This window comes from Mesorhizobium sp. P3_A8 (assembly GCF_056402995.1).
Map to the genome: position 1 here is coordinate 842,269 of NZ_JBFUGI010000001.1, position 22,790 is coordinate 865,058.

The 22,790-nt window shown below is 63.0% G+C and carries 22 protein-coding genes; 11 read left to right on the forward strand and 11 right to left on the reverse strand.

Features of this window, described 5'->3' with window-relative positions; all coding sequences use genetic code 11:
• Positions 1 to 187 precede the first annotated feature (187 nt).
• The gene (locus tag AC1DX4_RS03995; RefSeq protein ID WP_477219063.1) at positions 188 to 1,225 is read left to right on the forward strand and encodes a phosphatidylglycerol lysyltransferase domain-containing protein; all 1,038 of its coding nucleotides are present in this window, start codon (positions 188 to 190) and stop codon (positions 1,223 to 1,225) included.
• 79 nt (positions 1,226 to 1,304) lie between these two features.
• Here AC1DX4_RS03995 and AC1DX4_RS04000 read toward each other — a convergent pair whose 3' ends face one another.
• From AC1DX4_RS04000 to AC1DX4_RS04010, 3 genes are all read right to left on the reverse strand, one after another.
• A complete protein-coding gene (locus AC1DX4_RS04000) occupies positions 1,305 to 2,066 on the reverse strand; it encodes an ABC transporter permease (protein WP_477219064.1) in 762 nt (253 codons plus the stop codon).
• The gene (locus AC1DX4_RS04005) at positions 2,063 to 2,989 is read right to left on the reverse strand and encodes an ABC transporter ATP-binding protein (RefSeq protein ID WP_477219065.1); all 927 of its coding nucleotides are present in this window, start codon (positions 2,987 to 2,989) and stop codon (positions 2,063 to 2,065) included. The genes AC1DX4_RS04000 and AC1DX4_RS04005 overlap by 4 nt, the downstream gene beginning before the upstream one ends.
• Before the next feature lie 208 nt (positions 2,990 to 3,197).
• Positions 3,198 to 4,154: a quinone oxidoreductase family protein gene (locus AC1DX4_RS04010; protein WP_477219066.1), complete on the reverse strand. Its 957-nt coding sequence runs from the start codon at positions 4,152 to 4,154 to the stop codon at positions 3,198 to 3,200.
• A 60-nt stretch (positions 4,155 to 4,214) separates the two neighbouring features.
• Here AC1DX4_RS04010 and AC1DX4_RS04015 point away from each other — a divergent pair, with 60 nt between their 5' ends.
• The 3 genes from AC1DX4_RS04015 (at position 4,215) to AC1DX4_RS04025 (ending at position 7,190) form a co-directional block, all read left to right on the forward strand.
• Positions 4,215 to 4,703 (forward strand): MarR family winged helix-turn-helix transcriptional regulator, encoded by a 489-nt coding sequence (locus AC1DX4_RS04015; RefSeq protein ID WP_477219067.1) that lies wholly within the window; start codon positions 4,215 to 4,217, stop codon positions 4,701 to 4,703.
• A gap of 119 nt (positions 4,704 to 4,822) precedes the next feature.
• Positions 4,823 to 6,184, forward strand: coding sequence for a cytochrome ubiquinol oxidase subunit I (locus AC1DX4_RS04020; protein WP_477219068.1), 1,362 nt, complete (start codon positions 4,823 to 4,825; stop codon positions 6,182 to 6,184).
• A 1-nt stretch (position 6,185) separates the two neighbouring features.
• The gene (locus AC1DX4_RS04025; protein WP_477219069.1) at positions 6,186 to 7,190 is read left to right on the forward strand and encodes a cytochrome d ubiquinol oxidase subunit II; all 1,005 of its coding nucleotides are present in this window, start codon (positions 6,186 to 6,188) and stop codon (positions 7,188 to 7,190) included.
• Between the two features lie 12 nt (positions 7,191 to 7,202).
• Here AC1DX4_RS04025 and AC1DX4_RS04030 read toward each other — a convergent pair whose 3' ends face one another.
• Positions 7,203 to 9,791, reverse strand: coding sequence for an ATP-binding protein (locus tag AC1DX4_RS04030; protein ID WP_477219118.1), 2,589 nt, complete (start codon positions 9,789 to 9,791; stop codon positions 7,203 to 7,205).
• 243 nt (positions 9,792 to 10,034) lie between these two features.
• Here AC1DX4_RS04030 and AC1DX4_RS04035 point away from each other — a divergent pair, with 243 nt between their 5' ends.
• Genes AC1DX4_RS04035 through AC1DX4_RS04045 form a run of 3 tightly spaced genes read left to right on the forward strand, consistent with a single transcriptional unit; the run spans position 10,035 to position 11,138 of the window.
• Positions 10,035 to 10,307 carry a DUF4242 domain-containing protein gene (locus AC1DX4_RS04035; protein WP_095202994.1) on the forward strand — a complete coding sequence of 91 codons (273 nt, stop codon included), beginning with the start codon at positions 10,035 to 10,037 and terminating at the stop codon, positions 10,305 to 10,307.
• On the forward strand, positions 10,285 to 10,572 hold the full coding sequence (locus AC1DX4_RS04040; protein ID WP_477219070.1) for a hypothetical protein: 288 nt from the start codon (positions 10,285 to 10,287) through the stop codon (positions 10,570 to 10,572). Before AC1DX4_RS04035 ends, AC1DX4_RS04040 begins: the two co-directional genes overlap by 23 nt.
• A gap of 59 nt (positions 10,573 to 10,631) precedes the next feature.
• A complete protein-coding gene (locus AC1DX4_RS04045; RefSeq protein ID WP_477219071.1) occupies positions 10,632 to 11,138 on the forward strand; it encodes a hypothetical protein in 507 nt (168 codons plus the stop codon).
• Between the two features lie 106 nt (positions 11,139 to 11,244).
• On the opposite strand, the gene msrA is transcribed toward AC1DX4_RS04045, so the two are convergent.
• From msrA to AC1DX4_RS04075, 6 genes are all read right to left on the reverse strand, one after another.
• Positions 11,245 to 11,970: a peptide-methionine (S)-S-oxide reductase MsrA gene (gene msrA, locus AC1DX4_RS04050; protein ID WP_477219072.1), complete on the reverse strand. Its 726-nt coding sequence runs from the start codon at positions 11,968 to 11,970 to the stop codon at positions 11,245 to 11,247.
• Positions 11,971 to 12,130: 160 nt separating this feature from the next.
• On the reverse strand, positions 12,131 to 12,454 hold the full coding sequence (locus tag AC1DX4_RS04055; protein WP_477219073.1) for a hypothetical protein: 324 nt from the start codon (positions 12,452 to 12,454) through the stop codon (positions 12,131 to 12,133).
• Positions 12,455 to 12,559: 105 nt separating this feature from the next.
• Positions 12,560 to 13,264: a DUF1223 domain-containing protein gene (locus AC1DX4_RS04060; RefSeq protein ID WP_477219074.1), complete on the reverse strand. Its 705-nt coding sequence runs from the start codon at positions 13,262 to 13,264 to the stop codon at positions 12,560 to 12,562.
• 102 nt (positions 13,265 to 13,366) lie between these two features.
• On the reverse strand, positions 13,367 to 13,693 hold the full coding sequence (locus AC1DX4_RS04065) for a hypothetical protein (RefSeq protein ID WP_477219075.1): 327 nt from the start codon (positions 13,691 to 13,693) through the stop codon (positions 13,367 to 13,369).
• A gap of 164 nt (positions 13,694 to 13,857) precedes the next feature.
• Positions 13,858 to 14,916, reverse strand: a complete 1,059-nt coding sequence (locus AC1DX4_RS04070; protein ID WP_477219076.1) for a TadE/TadG family type IV pilus assembly protein — start codon at positions 14,914 to 14,916, stop codon at positions 13,858 to 13,860.
• A gap of 230 nt (positions 14,917 to 15,146) precedes the next feature.
• Positions 15,147 to 16,226 carry a TadE/TadG family type IV pilus assembly protein gene (locus tag AC1DX4_RS04075; protein WP_477219077.1) on the reverse strand — a complete coding sequence of 360 codons (1,080 nt, stop codon included), beginning with the start codon at positions 16,224 to 16,226 and terminating at the stop codon, positions 15,147 to 15,149.
• 175 nt (positions 16,227 to 16,401) lie between these two features.
• Here AC1DX4_RS04075 and lepA point away from each other — a divergent pair, with 175 nt between their 5' ends.
• The 3 genes from lepA to AC1DX4_RS04090 all read left to right on the forward strand — a co-directional run bounded on the left by lepA (position 16,402) and on the right by AC1DX4_RS04090 (position 20,773).
• Positions 16,402 to 18,207: a translation elongation factor 4 gene (gene lepA, locus AC1DX4_RS04080; protein WP_477219078.1), complete on the forward strand. Its 1,806-nt coding sequence runs from the start codon at positions 16,402 to 16,404 to the stop codon at positions 18,205 to 18,207.
• Positions 18,208 to 19,939: 1,732 nt separating this feature from the next.
• A complete protein-coding gene (locus tag AC1DX4_RS04085; protein WP_477219079.1) occupies positions 19,940 to 20,140 on the forward strand; it encodes a hypothetical protein in 201 nt (66 codons plus the stop codon).
• 120 nt (positions 20,141 to 20,260) lie between these two features.
• Positions 20,261 to 20,773, forward strand: a complete 513-nt coding sequence (locus AC1DX4_RS04090; RefSeq protein WP_477219080.1) for a hypothetical protein — start codon at positions 20,261 to 20,263, stop codon at positions 20,771 to 20,773.
• 689 nt (positions 20,774 to 21,462) lie between these two features.
• Here AC1DX4_RS04090 and AC1DX4_RS04095 read toward each other — a convergent pair.
• The gene (locus AC1DX4_RS04095; protein WP_477219081.1) at positions 21,463 to 21,690 is read right to left on the reverse strand and encodes a hypothetical protein; all 228 of its coding nucleotides are present in this window, start codon (positions 21,688 to 21,690) and stop codon (positions 21,463 to 21,465) included.
• A 488-nt stretch (positions 21,691 to 22,178) separates the two neighbouring features.
• Between AC1DX4_RS04095 and AC1DX4_RS04100 the strand changes: the two genes are divergently transcribed.
• Positions 22,179 to 22,790, forward strand: a 612-nt coding sequence (locus tag AC1DX4_RS04100; RefSeq protein WP_477219082.1) for an IS110 family transposase, incomplete at its 3' end; no start/stop codon positions are given.

Here is a 22,790-nt window from a genome sequence, read left to right on the forward strand (position 1 = left end):
GGCATCGGCGATAATCAGGTCGCGGCAATGTGATTGATTCGAGCTCCGGGGGCTGGCGGATCTCGTTACCCACGCAGGAATTCGAAATCGCAGCGATTTTGGCTTCCTACGAAAAAACAGGACGCCGTGGCGCGTCCAGCGTGTCGAAAGACACGTCGCGCCACAGACGGCACGCGGAATCTCGACCATGCCCTCCTTGCGGATCTATTTCGACAACATCCTCGAGGGCGCCTCGCCCAAGGTCGAGCGCCTTGCGCTGACACATGTCGAACGGCTGGCGCTTGTCCGCCGCCATGGCGATTTCTCGCTCGCCTATTCCACCGCGGTGCAAGCCAAGCTTTCCTATTTTGGCGACGCCGACGGCTACATCGCCTTCGGCACCAAGATGAAGCATCACTTCGCTCTCGGCGACCCGGTGGCGGCGCCGGCCCGGCGGGCCGACTACATCAGACGCTTCGTCGAGACCGCCGGCGACCCATGGTTCGTGCAGATCGGCGAGGAGACCGCGCGCGTGCTGGCCGGGCTCGGCTACAAGGTCAACCGGCTGGGCATCGACACAAGGCTCGTCCTGCCCGAGCATGATTTTTCCGGCAAGCGCAACGAGACCGTGCGCTATTCCGAGCGCTGGCTCTCGAAGAAGGGCTTTTCGTTCGAGGAAGACAAGCGGACGGTGTTCCTCGACGAAATCGCCCGGCTGTCCGAAAACTGGCGCGGCGACCGCATCGTCAAGCGCTGGGAGATGGGCTTCCTCAACCGCCCCTTCAACGATCACCTCGGCACCGACATGCGCCGCTTCGTCCTGCATGGACCCGATGGCGAGCTGATCGCCCTGCTCGATTTCGATCCGCTGTTCCGCGACGGCAAGGTCATCGGTTACACCACCGCCTTCAAGCGCAAGCATATAGATGCTTCGCCGCACGCCGAGATCGGGCTGACCAAATTCGCCGTCGACCGGTTTCGCGAGGAGGGCATGGAGGTGGTCACGCTTGGCCTGTCACCGCTCGTCGACGTCGACCCGAGCGGATTTGCCGAAAGCGATTTCTGGCGCAACGTCTTCCAGCGCGCCTACTCTTCGCCATGGGTCAACCGCCGCCGGTTCAACCTGCAGGGCCAGGCGGCATTCAAGCGCCGCTTCCACGGTATGGAGGAGCCGGTCTATATCGCCTTCCGCGAGGGGACCTATATCGAGATGCTGGGGCTGCTGCGGCTGGTCAAGGCCATCTAGATCTGCCGATATTCAGGTGAGGCCGGCCTGACCTGAATCTCTACAGATCTCGGCGGCGTCTCAGGGCGCCTTTGCCGCGTCAGTTCCGCAGCCGGTAGCCGGTCTTGAAGATCCAGGCGACGATCGCGATGCAGACGGCCAGGAACACCAGCGTCATGCCGAGGCTGATGCCGACCGAGACGTCGGACTTGCCGTAAAAGCTCCAGCGGAAGCCGCTGATCAGGTACACTACCGGATTGAACAGCGTGATCGTCTTCCAGATGCCGGGCAGCATGTTGATCGAATAGAAGCTGCCGCCGAGGAAAGTCAGCGGCGTGATGATCAGCAGCGGCACCAGTTGCAGCTGTTCGAAACTTTTCGCCCAGATGCCGATGATGAAGCCGAACAAGCTGAAGGTCACCGCCGTCAGCACCAGGAAGGCGAGCATCCAGAACGGATGCAGGATGGTGAGCGGCACGAACAGCGAGGCGGTGGCGAGGATGATCAGGCCGAGGATGATCGATTTGGTGGCGGCGCCGCCGACATAGGCGATGACGATCTCCAGGTAGGACACCGGCGCCGACAGCAATTCGTAGATCGAGCCGACGAATTTCGGGAAGTAGATGGCGAAGGAGGCATTGGAGATCGACTGCGTCAACAGCGACAGCATGATCAGCCCCGGCACGATGAAGGCGCCGTAGCTGATGCCGTCGATCTCGGTGATGCGCGAGCCGATGGCCGAGCCGAAGACGACGAAGTAGAGCGATGTCGAGATGACCGGCGAGACGATGCTCTGCAGCACGGTGCGGAAAGCACGTGCCATTTCCATCCGGTAGATGGCCCAGACCGCGCGCAGGTTCATGGCTCTCTCCTCACCAGATTGACGAAGATCTCCTCGAGCGAGCTGTTTTGCGTGTCGATGTCGCGGAACTGGATGCCGCCGGCCTCGAGGTCGCGGATCAGCGAGGCGACGCCCGGCCGCTCGGCCTGGTTGTCATAGGTGTAGATCAGTTGCCCGCCATCCGGCGACAGCTCCAGCGCATAGCGCGAAAAGGCCTCCGGAATGGCGGTCAGCGGGTTGCGCAGTTCCAGCACCAGCCGCTTGCGGCCGAGCTTGCGCATCAGTTCGGCCTTGTTCTCGACCAGGATGATCTCGCCGCGGTTGATGACGCCGACGCGGTCGGCCATCGCCTCGGCCTCCTCGATATAATGGGTGGTGAGGATGATAGTGACGCCATCCTCGCGCAGCCGGCGCACCATCTCCCACATGTCCTGGCGTAGCTCGACGTCGACGCCGGCGGTCGGCTCGTCGAGGAACAGGATGCGCGGCTCATGCGACAGCGCCTTGGCGATCATCAACCTGCGTTTCATACCGCCCGACAGCGTGATCGCCTTGGCGTCCTTCTTGTCCCATAGCGAGAGATCCCTCAGCACCTTCTCGACAAAGGCAGGGTTGGCCGGTTTGCCGAACAGGCCGCGGCTGTAGCTAACGGTTGCCCAGACGCTCTCGAAGGCGTCGATGGTCAGTTCCTGCGGCACCAGGCCGATCAGGCTGCGCGCGGCGCGGTAGTCCTTGTTGATGTCGTGGCCGTCGACGGTGACGGTGCCGGTCGAGCGGTTGACGATGCCGCAGACGATCGAGATCAGCGTCGTCTTGCCGGCGCCATTGGGCCCAAGCAGCGCGAAAATCTCGCCGCGCTGGATGTCGAGACTGACTTCCTTGAGCGCGGTGAAACCAGTGGCGTAGGTCTTGGAGACCCCGGAAATGGACAGAATGGAGGGCATGGGCTGAAAACGGCTGCCTGAAAGAGGTCCCCTGATATAGGCCGAATGTCGGTGCGTGCAACCGCAAGTCGATGGTGCTGCTGACAGTTCTGGACAGCCAGTGCGGGACGATCATTGCAGTGCCATCACCAATGCCGCTGCAGCGAAGGCCGCGAGTTCTGAGGATCGGGCGTGCCGCGATGCAGTTTCGGACAGAGACCCGTTTGCTTCAGCCCAGCGTGAACACGGTGCGCCTTGTGCTGTCATCCTTGGCCCATGCCTGTCCGACATCGGCCAGCGGAACCGGCGTGGTGGCGATTTGAAGGCCGGCCGGCACCACGGCGCGTAGCAGATCGCCGGTGCAGGCGATGAAGCGGTCGAGCGGCACGCTGCCGATACCGCTGCCCATCAGGGCAATCGCGGATGAGCGCAGAACCGCGCTCGGCAAGGTGATGTCGGAGCCACTGACGGCGCTGATCTGGACGAAGCGGACCGGTACCGCATCAGGGCTGGCCTTGGCGGCGGCGACCAGCAGGCGTTCGGCGCTGTTGCCCCAGAGATAGTCGATGACGACATCCACGCCCTCCTTGAACTGCCGCTTGAAAATTTCCTCAAGAGCCGCCCCGTCCTCGACGAGCGGTATCGTCACATCCGCGCCGAGCGCCGCGACCGCATCGAGTGCGGCTGCGTTGCGGGCGGTGGCGATGATTTTCTTGGCGCCGAGATGCCTGGCGATCTGGACGGCGAGGCGACCTGCCGTGCCGGTGGCGCCGTTGACCAGCACGGTTTCTCCCGGCTTCAGCTTCGCCCGCTCGGTGAAGGCAGCCCATGACGACATGCCGGGATTGGCGATGGCGGCGGCGGTGATATCGTCCAGCCCGTCGGGCAGTGCCACGCAATGCGCCTCGGGCACGACGGTCCACTCCGCCATGCTGCCGTTGGGCGCCCTGGGCAGCGCGAAATAGACCTTGCTGCCGTCCTCGAGCCGGCCAACGCCATCGATGCCGACGACGAAGGGGAACCGGCCGGACGAGCTATAATGCGCGCCCGAGGCGCGGCTCTTGACGACATGGCTGATGGCGGCGGCGGTGACCGTGACGCGGCTTTCGCCCACCGCCGGCACCGATTCGGAGAAATCACCGTAGATGGGCGCCTGCCCGGCGCTCGAAACAATCGCGGCTTTCATGATGGTTTGCCTTTCTGGCTTCCAGATTATGTGTATAATGCACATATAAGGAGTTTCGGCATGCCGTCAACAAAAACCGTGCAAAATACACATATCTCCGATCAGCTGCGGCAGATACATGGGGCGGTGCTCGATATTGTCGGCGTGATGAACCGGCCGCAGCGCGACGAGCTGCTGATCAAGGCGGCCGGCATTCCGCTCGACCGGGCGCTGTTCCCGCTGCTTGTCGGCATCGAGCGTTTCGGGCCGATCGGCGTCGTCGAGATGGCCGACCGTGTCGGGCGTGACTACACGACCGTCAGCCGCCAGGTCGCCAAGCTGGAAAGCCTCGGCCTCGTGCAGCGCCAGGCCAGCGCCGCCGACCGGCGCGTGCGCGAGGCCGTGATCAGCCCGAAGGGCAAGGCGATGACCGACCTCGTCGACGCAGCGCGCGAAAAGATCGGCCGCGCCATTTTCGAAACCTGGGAGGCGCATGACATCGAAGAGCTGGTGCGCCTGATGCGCAAATTCGCGGATGCGCTTGGCGCTGTGCCGGAGACCAGTCCTTAAGCGCGGCATGGACCGGTAAAATTGTCCTGTGGCGTTCAGCCTCGCGGCAGGACGCCGCTTTGACCTGAACCGGCTTCGGGCCTATCGTTCCCGAGTACTTGCAGCAGCCGGAGCCCGCCATGGACCCGCTCATATTGTCGCGCATCCAGTTCGGCGCGAATATTTCGTTTCATATTCTGTTTCCGACGATCACCATTGCACTTGGCTGGGTGCTGCTGTTCTTCAAGCTGCGCTACAACGCGACCAATGATTCCGCCTGGATGCGCGCCTATTTCACCTGGGTGAAGGTGTTTGCGCTGTCCTTCGCCATGGGCGTGGTTTCCGGCGTCACCATGAGCTTCCAGTTCGGCACCAACTGGCCGGGCTATATGGAAAAGGTCGGCAACATCGCCGGGCCGCTGCTGGCCTACGAGATCCTCACCGCCTTCTTCCTCGAAGCGGCCTTCCTCGGCATCATGCTGTTCGGCTTCCGCCGCGTCTCCAACCGCGTGCACACGCTGGCGACGGTGCTGGTGGCCGGCGGCACCACGCTGTCCGCCTTCTGGATCATCGCGCTGAATTCCTGGATGCAGACACCGGCCGGCTTCGAGATGCGCGATGGCGTGGCGCATGCCGTCGACTGGTGGGCGATCGTTTTCAACCCGTCCATGCCCTACCGGCTGGTCCACATGCTGCTCGCCTCCGGGCTGACGGTATCGTTCCTCATATCAGGCCTGTCGGCGCTGCGTTATCTCAACGGCGACCGCTCGGAATCGATGTGGAAGGCGCTGCGCACCGGCGTCTTCGCCGCAGCGGTCCTTATTCCCATCCAGATCTTTGCCGGCGACCAGCACGGGCTGAACACGCTGGAGCACCAGCCGCAGAAGATCGCTGCCATGGAGGCCAACTGGAACACCGGCCCCAACGTGCCGCTGGTGCTGTTCGCGCTGCCCGACGAAGCCGCGAAGGAGAACAGGTTCGAGATCGCCATTCCCGACGGTGCCAGCCTGGTGCTGCGGCACTCGACCAGCGGTGTGGTGCCGGGGCTGAACGATTTTCCAGGCAACCATCCGCCGGTCTTCCCGCTGTTCTGGAGCTTCCGCATCATGGTCGGCACCGGGCTGCTGATGCTCGCCGTTTCGTGGTCGGCGGCCTTCTTCCTCAAGCGCCGGCATAGCCTGCCGAAGCCGCTCGCCATGCTGATGGTGCCGATGGCGCTGTCGGGCTGGCTGGCGACGTTGGCCGGCTGGTACACGACCGAGATCGGCCGCCAGCCCTGGCTGGTGACGGGCGTGCTGAAAACCGCCGACGCCGTCGGCCCGGTGGCGGGCAGCCATGTCGCGCTGACGCTCGCCATCTATCTCATTCTCTACGTGCTGTTGCTGATCGCCTATCTCGGCGTGCTGGTGCATCTGGCGCTGAAGGCGGCGAAAGATGGCGACACCTCACCGCTGCCGGGTGTGATGAAGACGGCCATGTCGCAACCGGCCGCAGGAGAGTGACATGACTTTCGACTGGCCAACCCTGCTCCCCCTGATCTTCGCCGGTCTGATGGGCCTTGCCATCCTGATCTATGTCATCCTCGACGGTTTCGATCTTGGCATCGGCATCCTGTTCGCCGCTGCAGAAGACGCCGAGCAGGACACGATGATCGCGGCGATCGGTCCGTTCTGGGATGCCAACGAGACTTGGCTGGTGCTGGCTGTCGGCCTGCTGCTGGTCGCTTTTCCCCTGGCGCATGGCGTCATCCTGACCGCGCTCTACATTCCCGTCTTCGTGCTGCTGGTCGGGCTGATCCTGCGTGGCGTCGCCTTCGATTTCCGCGCCAAGGTGCCGAGTGGCAAGAAGCATCGCTGGAACCGCATCTTCTTCATGGGTTCGGTCATCGCCTCGCTGGCGCAGGGCTATATGCTGGGCGTCTATGTGCTTGGCCTCGATGTCGGCTTTGGCGGCATGGCGTTCGGCGCGCTGGTGGCATTCTGCCTGGCCGCGGCCTACGCAGCGATGGGCGCCGCCTGGGTGATCTACAAGACCGAAGGTGAGTTGCAGAAGAAGGCCGTGCTCTGGCTGCGCACCGCACTGGTGCTGACCGCTTTCGGCATGGCGGCGGTGTCGCTGGCGACGCCCTTCGCCAGCCCGCGTATCTTCGACAAATGGTTCGTCTGGCCGCAGATGCTCTATCTGTCGCCACTGCCGATCCTGTCGGCGCTGCTGTTCCTGTGGCTGTGGCGGCAGACCTTCCATCTGCCGAAGCCCGACGACCGCCATGCGCTGACGCCGTTCCTGACGCTGGCCGCCATCTTCACGCTCGGCTTTGCCGGTCTCGCCTGGTCGTTCTACCCGTTCGTGGTGCCGGACAAATTGACCATCTGGCAGGCGGCGTCGGCGACCGAAAGCCTGGCCATCATCCTGGTCGGCACTGTCGTCGTGCTGCCGGTCATCATCTTCTACTCCTTCTATGCCTACCGGGTGTTTGGCGGGAAGGCGACGGACCTGACTTACGACTGATCCGCCGCGGTTTCAGATCAATCCGGAATCGCGCGCGGCGGCTGTGGCCTCTCCTCGCGAGACCGCATCCAGCTTGCCCAGGACCGCCGAGACATGGTGATCGACGGTCTTCGGCGAAATGGCGAGGTGGTCGGCGATACGCTTGTTGGACAGGCCGCGCTCGATCAGCTGCAGCACTTCCATCTGGCGCTGGGTCAGGCCGGCGCTGTTGGCGCGGGTGGTGCGGCGCGGGCCCCTGGCAATGCGAATGACGCCGTTCTGCCGCATGAGCTCACGCACATGGTTTGCGACCGGACGGGCGCCGAGCGCCTCGAGAATCTCCAGCGCCTCCCGCTGCGCGGCCTCGTCGCCCTGGGCGAGCGCCAGCGCGCGTTCGTAAGGGGCGTCGAGTTCCGCCCAGACCATGGCAGCGCCCCGCCAGTCTCCGGCCATCAGCATCCGGTAGGGCGCGGCCATGCCTGTGGTGTCGCCCGGATCGGCATCGGGTGCCAGCAGCAGCAGCCAGCAGGCCAGCTCGGCGAAGACCGCGCGCGTCGGCGACAGGCTCTCGGCAAGGCCGATCAGCCGCAGCGCCTCGTCCCTGTCCGCCTCGCCGAGCCAGGCCTGTTCGGCAATCACCGCCGCATAGGGCGACAGGCGCTGCAGCTCGGCTCCCTTTTCCAGAAATTGCTTCATCTCGGCCAGAAGCGGCTCTGCCGATGGGTCGCCGCGACGGACCCTTAGCCTCGACAGTGCCACCAGAGAGGGATAGCGCACCAGGGCGGTCGCCCGGTCGTTGGCAATCACATCCAGTGCCTCGGCAGCCGCCTCATCCCAGCATCCCTGACGCAGCAGCAACTGTGCCCGTACACCACGCATGTAATCGCGCCAGGTCGCCAGATCGTTCTCGACGCAATAGTCGATGCCGCGATCGAGGAAGGATTGGGCCTGGCTGTAGCCCAGCTGGTTCATTTCGCCACAAGCGCAATTGGTGAACGCGCGGGCCGCATGTTCCTGGAAATTCTCTTGCAGCGCGATTTCGAGGCTGCGGGCAAGATGCAGACGGCTCGAGTCCAGGTCGAGCCACTGCTCGGCGGCGCCGACATTGTTGAGCGCATGGCAAACGACTTCCGGCCTGTTCAACCGTTCGGCGAGCTCGATGGCCCTGGCGCCCAGCGACAAGGTCTCGTCCAGCCTTTCGGCCAGCATCGCCAGTTGCGAAAGGTTCGAATAGGCCATGGCAAGCTCGGCACTGACCGGCACGGTCTCCAGCAACGCGACCGCCTGGGCGCCGAACATGTCGGCCGCCTCTCGGTCGCCTAAGAGATAGGCGAAGCGTGACAGCCATCTGAGGCTGTCGCCTTCCTTCAGCGTGTTGCCAAGCGCCTGTCGCAAGACACGCGCCTGTTCCTGTGCCTTGATGGCCTCGTCGATGCGCGCAATCAAATGGCACTCGAAGGCATAGTGCTCGTAAAGCTCGGCGCGCTCTTCCTCAGGCAAGGTATCGGCCTGGCGCAAGGCCACCTCATAGTAGCCGGCGGCGTCGCGATGGGCGCCGACACGCGAGGCCTCCCGCGCCGCGATCGGCGCGAATTCACGCACCGCCTGCAGATTGTTTGCCTCCACGGCGTGGTGGACCAGGCGCGCCGTCGCAACGGACCCGTTCTCGAGCAGCGCGGAAAGGGCGCGCTGGTTGAACTCGCGCCGCTGGCTCGTCGTCAGCATCGTCTCGATGGCGCGGCGGGCTATTTCGTGGCGGAAGGCGTAGCCGTCGCCGAGATCGTCGAGCAGGCCATTCGAGACACATTCGGCGAGCTGGCCGGCGGCGGCCACGCCGCACAGGCCCTGCAAGGCCCAGGCGTCGGCGCGCCTTGGAAACACCGACACTGCGTCAAGCATCGAACGGGCGCCCTCAGACAGGCGTTCGGCGCGCGCCAAAACGGCGTCGCGCACGCTGGCTGGCAGTGCCGTTTCATTCTCGGCGCTCAGCAATTCGGTGACGAAGAAGGCGTTGCCGGCGGTCGCCCGGTAGATGGCATCGCCGTCACGGCCGGCGCCGGCGGCGAGCGACAGCACCGCTGCTTCGCTGAGCAGCGGCACGTCGATGCGGGCGATGCTGCCGGCCGGGATTTCGCCCAGCGCCCGGCGCATGCGCATCTGGCTCTCGCTGCGGTCGGTGCGCGCCGTCACAAGCAGCAGGATGTGGGTGCTGGCAATGCGGCGGCCGAGAAAGCGGACGAAATCGAGCGTCGCGTCATCGGCCCAGTGCAGGTCCTCGATCACCAGCAGCGTTGCGCCGGTCCTCGCCTCGAACACATCGAGCGCGTCCGAAAACAACGGCAACCGCCGACCTTGCCGGGCGTCGACCGCCTGCGGCATCGCCCATTGCGCCTCGCGCGCCAGATCGTAGAGAGGCCCGAGCGGGTCGGGTATCGACAGGTCCTCGCAAGCGCTGCGGAAGATGCGCGCATCTGGCCCGGCGCGGCTGGTAAAGGCTTCGACCAGCGCCGACTTGCCGGCCCCGGCCTCGCCCGATAACGCCGCAACGCGTCCGCGTCCGCGTCCGGCTTCAGCCAAAAGTTCGTCCAGTTGCGCCAGCTGCGCCTGCCGTTCCAGAAGCATCGTCATCGCTCAAATGGGGTCGGTTTCACCGCTGCGCCGGACATCCGCCACGACTGTCCAAGGCGCTTGCCCGGAAATGTGACCCTCCACACATTCCGGTGCCATTCTCCACATAACGACCCCAATATAGGGAATCTTCCCACAAAATATAGGGAAAGGTTCCGATGCGCGCCCTTTGCGAGCGTGATCAATGTCCCGTCGCGCTCAAATCGAGCGTGAATCACCACAAAAGGGAAACCTGATATGCCTCGCTATGTCGTTGAACGCACATTTCCAAATGGCCTCAGCGTGCCGATGAACGATGCCGGCGCCGATGCGCTGGGCGGCGTCATCATGCGCAACGCCGAAAAAGGCGTGACCTGGGTGCAGTCCTTCGTCTCGCCCGACAAGAAGCAGAGCTTCTGCATCTATGACGCGCCGTCGCCCGAGGCGATCCGCAGCACCGCCCAGAAGAACGCGCTGCCGGTCGACAAGATCACGGAGGTGCGGGTCCTTGACCCTTACTTTTACCGTTGATCCCGACAATGACCATGCAACTGCCCTTCGCAGCGGTGGCGGCTTGCCTGACAACGCGTCCAGCGCGGTGTTGGCGGGTTCGAGACCAGTCGGACGAGGCCCGCTACTGGGCCGGATTCTCCGGCGGCTTGCCTCGCTGCTGTTCGCACCATTGCGCAAGAGCCGGCGCCGGCTGCCTCCGCAGGACGACTATCTGAGACGCGACATCGGCCTGCCGGATCTCGAGGAGCTGCCGCAGTACTGGGACTTCACCCGGTTCGACTGACAGCCATCGACTTCGCAGCGGGAGCGGCTGCTTCCGCGCATCAACAACGAGGAGAGAAAATGAACATCCATCTGTGGACCAGACATCTCATCAATCTGTCGATCCTGTCGATCGCGGCCACGGCGGCGAATGCCCATGATACCGGCACGCTGGATGAGAAAGTGCGGGCGGCCAACAGCCGTTTCGAGAATGTGGCGATGGCCACCGCGGAAGGCTATGCGCCGATCCCTTGCGCCAGCGGCATCACCGGCGGCGCCATGGGCATCCACTATGTCAATGCGGCCTATCTGAAAGACGATGCAGTCGATCTGGCGAAGCCGGAAGCGGTGATGTACGAGCCGATGGCGGACGGCACGCAGAAGCTGGTGGCGGTGGAGTACATCACCTCGAAAGGCCCGGCCTCGCTCGAGGGGCAGCTGTTCAACTTCAACAGCGCGCCCAACCGATATGGCCTGGGCGCCTTCTATGAGCTGCATGTCTGGGCCTGGAAGAAGAACCCGACCGGCACGTTCGCCGACATGAATCCCGATGTGTCGTGCGATGCGATGAAGGCCGGCGGCATGTAGCCGGCCTTCGCCCCGGGACTGGCCGGCATCCATAGCCCATCCCAGGCGGGGGCGGGCGGATACGGCAAGTCCCGGGGGTCACTCACCCCCCAGCGAGCGGCAAAGATCAGTTGCTGGCCGAAAGCACCAGCACCGGCTTGTCGCTGTACAACGCCGGGAACAGCTGCTTCAGGTTCGCCACCTTGGGCAGGTCGTTGTAGACGATGTAGGGATAGGTCGGGTTCAGCGTCAAAAAGTCCTGGTGGTAGTTCTCGGCCGGGTAGAAAGTTTTTCCGGTTTCGATTGTGGTGACGATCGGCGCGCCAAACAGCTTGGCCTTGTCGAGCTGGCCGATATAGCTCTGCGCGATCTTCTTCTGCGCGTCGTTCTCGGCGAAGATCGTCGAACGGTACTGGGTGCCCGAATCCGGACCCTGGTAGTTGAGCTGCGTCGGATTGTGGGCGACCGAGAAATAGACCTGCAGCAACTGGCCATAGGTGACCTTCGAGGGATCATAGGTGACCTCGACGGATTCGGCATGGCCGGTGCGGCCGGTGCCGACGGTCTCGTAGACGGCGTCATCCTTGGCACCGCCGGTGTAGCCGGAAACGGCCTGGCTGACACCCTTGACGTGCTGGAACACGCCCTGGACGCCCCAGAAGCAGCCGCCGGCGAAGATCGCCGTCTCGCTGCCCGAGGCTGCCTTTTCGTCGAGCGCCGGCGGCGGGATGACCACGGCGTCTTCCGCCGAGACGGCCGGCGTCAGCCAGAAGGCGGCGCCCGCGGCGGCAAGGGCCATCGCCGCCAGCGCGCCCCTGACAAAGCCGGTCGAACGGTTCTTGGTATTGGTCATGGTTGCACTCCTCATGGCTTCCATTTGGGATCAGTCTAGTGGATCAGCTACGATGGCGCGATGCGCGAGTTGCGGCGCAGCCTCACATTCGTGCGATGCTGCATCAACTGTCCCCGGCTGGACAGGGAGCCCGCCAGGGACAGAAGGCCACGCGCCAATCTCAATTGGCCGGTGCAGTGGCATCCGTTGCCGGCTTCATCGCATCGGTCGCCGGTTTCATGGCGTCCGCAGCAGGCTTCATGGCATCCGCAGCTGGCTTCATGGCATCGGCGGCGGGCTTCATCGAATTGGTGGCCATCGGGTCCGCCGGCTTCATCGCATCGCTTGCCGGTTTCATGGCGTCGGCCGCCGGCTTCATGGCGTTGGCGGCGGGCTTCATGGCATTGGTGGCGTCGTCGGCGCGGGCGATGCCGCCGGCCAGCAGCGCCGTCGAGCACAAAGCAAGCGCGAGTGCGGGCAGCGTCAGGCGGGAAAGAATGGTCATGGTGGTCTCCTTGGGTTGTCGATTGGGGTGGCGGGTTTCTTGGCCGCCGGTATTTTGCGACGCAGCCCATGCGGCGTTGCGCAATCTCTTGCAGAAGCGTGATTTCTAGTTGGTGGCGGCGGCCAGGATCGGCCCGCCGCCCGGTGATTGCACCAGCACGGCGGTGCTCAAGCCCCCGGACGCGGCTGGCAGCGCATAGGCGGTCGCGTCGCCGGTCCAGCTGCCGAGTTTTGTCAGCGCATGCACGACATTGGCGTGCGGCAACGTGCGGCCGGTGTTTTCGCCGCGCGCCACCGGCACCTGGACGACGCCCTTGGTGTAGCGCACCAGCCAGACATCGGCCTTGCCGCCCGGCACAGCACCGGCGCCGATCGCGACCTTGCCACCCTGGAGCGACAGCGAGGGGCCGCCGGTCCTGGCCGTCGCCGCGATCAGATGCTGGATTTCGCCGGGCGCGGCGCCGACGACATCGGCATGGCCGTTGACCACGACTTGCGGCGTGAACGGCCCGTCATGGCCGAGCGGCGGCTCGTAGGAAACCTGGCGCTGGGTGAATTCCTGTTTGCCGAATGTGTCCTTCCAGCCGAGATAATCCCAGTAGGTGACGTTGAAGGACAGCGCCAGAACGCCGGGCTGGTCCTTGACCTTGATCAGGTTGGCGTTGGCCGGCGGGCAAGACGAGCAGCCCTGGCTGGTGAACAGCTCGACGACGCTGAGCGGCTGCGCGACAGCGGCACCGAGCGAGGCGGCGAGCGCCAGCGCACCCAGGCTGGACAATGCGACGAATTTTCTGGAAGGCGATCTCGGCATCGGCTGGCTCCGTGTGGGACGGCGCTCAGATGCGCCGGTCATTCCCCCACTTCGCTGCCACTCGCCGCTTCGTTACAGCGCTCACCGGTTCGTGATCGTGGCCTACGCGAGTTGTCCGAAACGCCACAGCGAGGTGTAGTGCATGATCGGCCGCTCAAACCTTGCGCCTTCGGCGACAAATCGCTTTCCCGCATCCAGCATGGGCTGGAAGGTATCGAGCTGCCTGGCATGCTCCAGCGTGTCCCAGACACTGGTGTTGATCAGCGACAGTGTCGCCTCGTCGGCGCCGGCGTCGAAGACGAGCAGCCCTGGCATGGCCTCGATGCCAGGCCGAAGCGCTGCCTCGGCCTCCAGCATCATCTCTCGCAACAGCGCAAACTTCGTGGCATCGCAGCGCAAGATGGACACACGCAGCACGGGGTCTGACATCGCGTTCTTCTCCAGGAGCTGACGCACCGCACGCTAAGCCATGCCGATACGGGCCGCCAATACGCTGCCTCATCAAGATTGAGTGCGCATCTTTGCTACGGAGATAGGCGAAGGCCGTGCCGACGGCCATCTCCCCCACGAGGGGGGAGATCGGCTGCATCACCCTACTGCGTCAGCGCGGTCAGCGAGGGGCGCTGGTCGAAGTCGCATTTGCCGGTAACGTTGTAGAAGAAGTCGGCATTGGAGGACGGCGCCGGCACCGTGGTTCCGCCGTCTTCCCATGCCTGATAGCTCGTCTGGCCGCATGGCACGATGGTGAAGATGTCGACGATCTGCCCGGTGGGGGTCTCGACCAGGCTGTTGGCGGCTGTTCCGCTGTAGAGCCGGTTGGAGGTGGCCGCGTCGTTCGAATAGAGGTTTTGCGGGTTGCCCGACGGCACGTTCATTTGCAGATACAGACCGCCCATCTGGCTGACATCGATCGCCGCGCCGGCGCTGTTGGCCGGATACATCGTGTCGACACAGTAATATCTCGTGCCATACGCATCCTGCTGAAGCGACACCCCGTTGGGAGGGTTGTTGCCGACGGTGCAGACCTGTTTCTGGACCATGGTGGTGACGGTCTGGCTGCCCGAACCGGTAATGGTGCTGACGATGGTGGTGCCGTAGCCCTTGGGATCCTTGGTGTTGCCATAGGTATAGGCGATCGTCATCAGCGGCTTGGCCGCCGTGGCACCGAATTGCGTCCCGTAGAGCGTCATCGTCTTGCTCCACCAGCCCGACACCCCGGTGACCTTGAACGTCGCCTGCACCAGGCCCGGCGCCTTGTTGACGCCAGACGTGACGGCGACCGGCACGGTGTTGATCCGGGCAATGGTCATGAAATCGGTCGGCATGGCAAAGCTGGCCGAGGTGGTGGCGGTGACGGTGCCGTCGGGGGCGACGTTGAAGCTCGCCAGCGTCGCGGTGCCCTGGCCGTTGTTGGCGACAAAATTTGTTTGCAGCGCTACCTGGCGGTCGCTCAGCGCCGTGGTCGTCGGCAGCGTGGTGATGGCCAGCGTCGCGGCATCCAGCGCTTCCTGCATGTCGGAGCGGGTCTGGACGGCATCGGTGTAGTCGACGGAGAAGCCGACAGCGGTGATCAGCGGCACCAGGCTCAGGAAAAACAGCGGCAGCATCGAGCCGCTGCGCGAACGGACGAACCGGCCTGCAACCTTCAACATTTTCTACCCCCAGGAGACATTAGTCACCGCGCAGGTACCACCCAGCCGGCAAATCAAGGTCTAATGGGATCGATCAAAGTTTAAGCATCTTCGGCCGCCAGGCTGGTGTTCACCGCTTTGTGATCGCCGGGGCAGCCCCCGCAAGCGCTGCCCGGGCCGCGCGACCGCGCGACGCAAAATCGCCATAGGCGATTGCCCTGCGACGAGGGGGGCGATCGGCAGTTCCGGCCTTACTGCGTCAGCGCCGTGTCCGAGGGCCGCTTGTTGAAGTCGCACTTGCCGGTGACGTTGTAGAAAAAGTCGGCATTTGCAGACGGAGTCGGCACCGTTGTGCCACCGTCCTCCCAGGCCTGGTAGCTGGTGACGCCACAAGGCACGATGGAGAAGATGTCGACCTTCGTCCCGGTCGTGGTCTCGATCAGGGAGTTCGCGTCCACCCCGCTATAGAGTCGGTTGGAGGTGCTCGCATCGTCCGATTTGAGGTATTGCGGGTTGCCCGATGGCACGTACATCTGCAGAGAGAGGCCACCCATCTGGCTGACATCGATCGACGCGCCGGCGCCGTTGGCCGGATACATGGTGTCGACGCAGGTTGTCGAATATTTCTTGTTGCCGCTGGTCTGGAGGATCGCATTGGCGGGCAGGCCGGTGAAAGTGGTCACGATGGCGGTGGTGCAAACTTGCGACTGGACGAGCGTCTTGATGTCCGCGCCACCATTGTTGGTGATCGTATACACGTTCGTGGTGCCGTAGCCCTTCGGATCCCCGAAACCGTTATAGCTGTACTCGATGGACATCAGCGACTTGGCCGTCGTCGCTGTAAATTGGGTGCCGTAGAGCGTCATCGTCTTGTTCCACCAGCCCGACACCTTGGAGATCTTGAAGGTCGCATTGACCAGCGCCGGCGGCTTGCTGACCGCCGCCGCGACGGCAATCGGCACGGAGTCGATTCTGGCGATCTTCATGAAAATGGTCGGCATGGGGAAATTTGCCGAGGCCTGGCCGGTGGCGGCGGCCGTGGTGGTACCAGCCACAAAACTGTTCAGCGTCGCAGTGCCCAGGCCACCATTGGCGACGAAGGAATCCTGCAGCGCCGTCTGGCGCTGCGCCAGCGTCGAGGTGGTGTCCATGCTGGTTATCGACAGCAGCGCGGCATCCAGCGCCTGCTGCTGGTTGGACCGGGTTTGGATGGCGCTGGTATAGTCGACCGAGAAGCCGACCGCGGATATAATCGGCACCAGCATGAGAAAGAACAATGGCACTATCGAGCCGCTGCGCGACTCCACGAACCTGACTGCAATCCCCCGCATTTTCAGCCCTTTCAACGCAATATCTTGCAGAGCTAACATACAGGTCTGAAATTATGCTCTAATGCATTTGGTTAAATTTTATCGATATTCCCGCAATTCGGCAGAAATGGTCGGCCGAAATGGTCGGCAGAGGCCGCCGCTTGCCGCAGCTTTCCGCCCCTGCTAAAGCGCGCGGATGAGCACGCCCCTCGACCACATCCGCAATTTCTCCATTGTCGCCCATATCGACCATGGCAAATCCACGCTCGCCGACCGGCTGATCCAGTCCACCGGGGGGCTGGAGCTGCGCGACATGAAGGAGCAGGTGCTGGACTCGATGGATATCGAGCGCGAGCGCGGCATCACCATCAAGGCGCAGACGGTGCGGCTGAAATACCGCGCCAACAATGGCGAGGACTATATCCTCAACCTCATCGACACGCCCGGACATGTCGACTTCGCCTATGAAGTGTCGCGTTCGCTCGCCGCCTGCGAGGGCTCGCTGCTGGTGGTCGACGCCTCGCAGGGCGTCGAGGCGCAGACGCTGGCCAATGTCTACCAGGCGATCGACAACAACCACGAGATCGTCGTGGTGCTGAACAAGGTCGACCTGCCGGCCGCCGAGCCCGAGCGCATCCGCGAGCAGGTCGAGGAGGTGATCGGCATCGACGCGTCCAACGCCGTGCTGATCTCGGCCAAGACCGGGCTTGGCATTCCGGATGTCCTGGAGGCCATCGTCCACCAATTGCCGCCGCCGCGCGAAGGCGATGCGACCGCACCCTTGAAGGCGATGCTGGTCGATAGCTGGTACGACGCCTATCTCGGCGTCATCGTGCTGGTGCGCGTCATCGACGGCGTTTTGAAGAAGGGCCAGACCATCCGCATGATGGGCACCGGCGCAAAACATTTGGTCGAGCGCACCGGCGTGTTCACGCCCGCCCGCATCAATGTCGACGAGCTCGGCCCCGGCGAGTTCGGCTTCTTCACCGGCTCGATCAAGGAAGTGGCCGACACACGCGTCGGCGACACCATCACCGAAGACAGGCGCCAGACGGCAAAGGCCTTGCCCGGCTTCAAGCCGGCGCAGCCGGTGGTGTTCTGCGGCCTGTTCCCGGTCGACGCCGCCGATTTCGAGGATCTGCGCGCCGCCGTCGGCAAATTGCGCCTCAACGACGCTTCTTTCTCATACGAAATGGAAACCAGTGCCGCGCTCGGCTTCGGCTATCGCTGCGGCTTCCTCGGCTTGCTTCATCTGGAAATCATCCAGGAGCGGCTGGAGCGCGAGTTCAACCTCGACCTGATCGCCACCGCACCCTCCGTCGTCTACCGGCTGCAGCTCAATGACGGCACGGAGAAGGAGCTGCATAACCCGGCCGACATGCCCGACGTGGTGAAGATCGCGTCGATCGAGGAGCCGTGGATCCGCGCCACCATCCTGACCCCCGACGACTATCTCGGCGGCATCCTGAAGCTCTGCCAGGACCGGCGCGGCATCCAGGCCGACCTGTCCTATGTCGGCAAGCGCGCCATGCTGACCTACGATTTGCCGCTCAACGAAGTGGTCTTCGATTTCTATGACCGGCTGAAGTCGATCTCCAAGGGCTACGCCTCGTTCGACTATCACCTGACCGACTACAAGGAGGGTGACCTCGTCAAGATGTCGATCCTGGTCAATGAGGAGCCGGTCGACGCGCTGTCCATGCTGGTGCACCGCACGGCGGCGGAAAAGCGTGGCCGGCAGATGGTCGAGAAGCTGAAGGAGCTGATCCCCAACCATCTGTTCAAGATCCCGGTCCAGGCCGCGATCGGCGGCAAGGTCATCGCCCGCGAAACCATCTCGGCGCTGCGCAAGGACGTGACCGCCAAATGCTACGGCGGCGACGTCTCACGCAAACGCAAGCTGCTCGACAAGCAGAAAGAAGGCAAGAAGCGGATGCGGCAGTTCGGCAAGGTGGATATCCCGCAGGAGGCGTTTATCCAGGCGTTGAAGATGGGGGATTGAGAAGCCGGTTGGCGCGCGCAGAGCGCGCCAAATCGTCGATCCGGTGGATCGATGGCAGGCTTCGAAAGCGGGGGAGCTGCCGGAGGCAGCGGGCCACACCCCGGGGTTTCGGTAGTGCGATGACCTTGCCGCCGCTCGCACTCTGTACGCCAGTGGCTGCTACCGACCGCTGTCCGTTTTATGCGGAGGGTTCATGAGTAGATCCAATGGCCCCAACGTATCGTCTCTCATCCAGATATTGATTGGCTCTAGGCTATCCATTGGGAAGTGACTGACTTTTGCCCAGCCCGAGTCGTCTCGACGGACATACACAGGCCTATTTGTATCAAGGTCTAGGATTTCCATTGTTCCGAGGTGAAGCGCGGTAGGTGTGTCCCACATCACACCATGCAAAATAGAGCCGCCGTTGATCCTCTCGACTCTTCTCACGATTAGCGGAAGGAAACCGTTCTCCTCTAGTACGGTTTTGAGCACCCTTAACTTTGGCCGGCCAGTACGGCCGAAAGGCGAATATACGAGCCTTTTGTTGGTGCAAGGGTGTAAAGTCCATGGTGGACCAAGGCAGTCAAAAAAGGCACCCCCGCCCCGCGGTCCAGAAATGTAATAGACGCCAATTTGACACTCGGGGCATTTGGACCACGGTCCGTTGCTGTAACTACGGATAGAGGCGCGCTTCCATCCTTTCCATCGGAATGTGTGTGATCGCGAATGTCGCCCACCGCTAAAGCCGCATGTGCAACTAGGTTGATGGTTCCGACCGTTACAGGGCATGCTTGCCTCCGATACACCTCACCATACGCGAGTCGCACACCACAGCGAAGTGCTCCACAATATGCCCGAATCCAGTGGCTCGTTGCTTTGGATTAAGTGAAATCGTTGGCGCAGAGCCGCAGCTAGCTCGAGTCTCCTGTCGCCATCCTCACTACGCCCACCTGCTGCAAAAATTGCCCTGCAGAAGCTAATCGGCGGCCAAAATTATAGATTGATGATTGACGGACACCCGCCCGCTAAAATGGTGAATGAAGATGGTTAAGATTCGGCTGATTCCATGGATTCGAATCATTATATATGGATTCGAGGCTGGATTCGAACGAGATATAGAGACGGAATGCGGACGCGCGAAATCGACTTAGTAATACCTGCCCTTAAAATACTCGCGGATTCCGAGAATCCGGAGGTGGGGATTCCGACTGTCGAACTGGCCAAAAAACTACGTCTAGGGACGGAGCCGACGGAAGAGGATTTAGAGATTCTTCAGGGCCGAAACGACGATCGCCTCAGCCAAGTTATTCGAAATTTGGTGAGCCACCGCACGTTGGAGCGCCGTGGCTTAGCTACTTACTACATAAATCCACTCACCGGACGCGGCCATTATCGCCTCACGGAGATGGGAAATCGCACTCTGAACGAGGTCCGTAGTGATCGATAGACAACAGGATGCACCGTGCGGAGACGCGCGCCGCACGGTGCATCGAGCAGATTTATCAGTATGGAGTCCATATGGCGGTACCACATCCTGATCTGACCAGGTCTGAACCACCTAGTCAGTTTCAGCAGCCGCCGAGGGCGGTAGGAGCCGAGGCGCAAATCCCTCGCCTTCACACTGGTCTGGAAATGGTTCCAGATCAGAACCTGTGGCCAATAGCGGCGCACAACAGCAAAACGACAATGATTCATATGGGAATCTGCGTCAACCGTTATTCGACCGCACCCTTTCTTGAAAGGAAAGGCAATGCACGACCGTAAGGTGACACCGGAAATGGTTCCGGTGATTAAGCTGGCTCGTGATCTGGGCATCAATTACGCGCTTATCGCGTCATACTACCAGATCAATCAGGGCCGTATCGCAGACGTTATGAAGGGGCGCTTGTTCCCCGACATCGTACCAGCGATGGAACTTCCCAGCGACTTTCCAACGGCGGAGGCGGCTTAAACGAAGTAAAAGGGGGCGGCCGACTGGTCGCCCCTTCAATTTCGCATAGCCAGTCAGTTCCAGCCGAACTTTATCATTACCCTACCCTGGAGTATCCTCTCCAGCTTGGGGACACATCACATGCGCACCACTTCCGACACCGTCGCCTCTCTCGGCCTCGCCATCGGCGGCGCCTTCGGCCTGGCCGGCACCTTCGTCGCCAGCGCTCCGCTGCGCGAAACGCTCTGGACGATCGACGGCGCAGCCCTCGTGGTGGCGACCGCGCTGCTGACCATGAAATACCAGCGGCTGGGCAATGATTGCGTCGCCGCGGGCTTCCTGACCTTCCTGGCCGGCGAGACGCTGCTGCTGGCCGGCAATGCGGCCGGCTTGCAGGCCAGCGTGCCTTCCTATGTCGGCGGCATCACGCTCTGGGCGGCCGCACTCGTCATGGTCAGCGCGCCGAAGACTTTTGCGCTGTGGATGCGGCTCACCGCGCTCGTGGCCGCCGTGCTGTTTGTCGCGTCGGCTTGCATGATTATCTGGGGCGCGCCCTTGCTGCCGACCTCGGCGCCGCTGCCCGCCGCCGGCTATCCGTTCCTGGTGCTGACTTTTGTTGGGTGGATCTGGACGTTGGTGAAGGGTGGGCGGTAAGGGGCGCCGCCGAAATCCGCAGCAACGCCTCCAGCGACATTTTTCAGGTGTTGGTGTGAGGTGGGACGGCATGGCGCTGGTTCCTCGCCCCACGAAGTGGGGAGAGGTGGCCCGGCGAAGCCGGGACGGAGAGGGGCCAGCGCGGCGTTTGGGAGGTGGTTCCCAGCATTTCTGACAGGCTTCCTGTCGTGTCAGCCAGCCCCTGATAGGGTTTTGGCTTTGCGTAGGGTGTCCCCCCGCTCCGTCCCGGCTTCGCCGGGCCACCTCTCCCCCACTGCGTGGGGGCGAGGAACCCAAGAACAACAAGCCGGCGCCCCATAAGAGACGTCGGCAATAGTCCGCCTCGAAGCGAGCCCGTCCAGTATTGACATCAGGGTCCGCACCAACGTCATCGGGCGTGGGCCATCGGGGGACTATTCGTGAAAAAGATCTACGCAAAGCCGACGCTGAACAGGCGCGAGAAGCTTTCGGCGGTGACGGCTGTGGCGTGTCCAATATCGGTCTGCCCGCACTAGAGACTTTCCAGACTCCAGCCTGCCGTCGCTCTCCCGCGATCCGGCCGGATTTGTACGAAACCGTACCAAGCATCCCGGCTTGGTTGATCGCGCTCCCGCCGCCAGCTACACAAATCGGGCGGCGGACCTTTTATCAGGTCGCCAGTGGTCGGCGCGGGACTCAGGCAATTGTCTTCACCGGCAAGCGCGCCGGCCACTTCCCTGCACGCGCCCGGTCATCTCGCCGCGAACAATCCAGTTGACGAGGCCGCTGTCGACATGCGCCTTGCGCGTGAGTTCGCGCAGCAGGGCCTTGCAATGATCAGTCCATTGCGCCTCAGGGATGAGGTGTTCGGCAATGGATGTCTTGAACGCCCTGCGCAACGCATGGAAAGTGAGCGGCGGCCCGGTGGGGTCTTCCATTGCATTGCTCCCGACAAGGGCGGGAGTACGCTGACACTCTCAAGCACCAGCGCCCATTGAGTGGCCAGCGACAGCGCAACCATGCGCCCTGTGGCGGCGGCGGTCCACCGCCCGGCGTCGCACGCTTTGCGTCGTACATGAAATGTTGGGCCTGGCGTGAAGATGCGGCGCTGATGCGGCATGCCTCTTCCCTGGGAGGAGGGAAGGCGAAGGTCGGCGCTGCCCCTCATCTGGCGGTGAGCGGGGGCGGTAGGGCTGACCGAAGGTAAGCCAAGCTTGCGCTCTACGAAGCCCCCTTGTGTGTTTGGAATCGTGCATTGTTGAGGGTGCCACGGACCAGGTGCTTGCCTGATCCGTGGCGGTGGTCGAGAGCCCGTCGCCCCTCAGGTGGCCTAAACCGTGGATGAGCTGGGGYCCGACCGCCTTCTTTTGTGAACCCGAACAGTTGCAAGGGGCAAGCCCCCGCACACAAGGAAGGGACCGAGGAGATGGTAGCGCAAACGGTTCAGGACATCGGCATCGATGTTGCCAAAGGCTGGCTCGACGTGGCGGTGTTTCAAACGCAGGAACAAGCGCGTTTCGACAACGACAAGGACGGATGGGCCAAGCTGRTCAGATGGCTGCGGGGTCGCACCGTACGCGCCATCGGCATGGAGCCGAGCGGCGGYTATGAGCGCGGCGTGGCCAAGGCACTGCGYAGCGCGGATCTGCCGGCCAGGAACGTCAATCCGCACAAATTGCGCCACTATGCCCGCGCCCTTGGCCGATTGGCCAAGAATGATCGCATCGATGCCTTGCTGATTGCGCGCTACACCGCCGAACTGCCGACCCGGCCGGTGCGTTGCGACCCGATTGCGGAGCAACTGGCCGATCTGGTCGTGGCCCGCAGGCAGCTTAGCGACGATAAGGTCAGCCTTGCCAATCAACTCGAGCAGCTACGCGAGCCGATGGTGAAGCGCATCTTCACCCAGCGGCTGCGTCGTATCGAACTCGATATCGCACTGCTCGCCAAGCGTATGGCCGAACTCGTCGCCAGCCAGCCGGCGCTCGCGGCCAAGGATCGCCTGATCCAGTCCTTCCACGGTGCCGGTCCAGTCCTC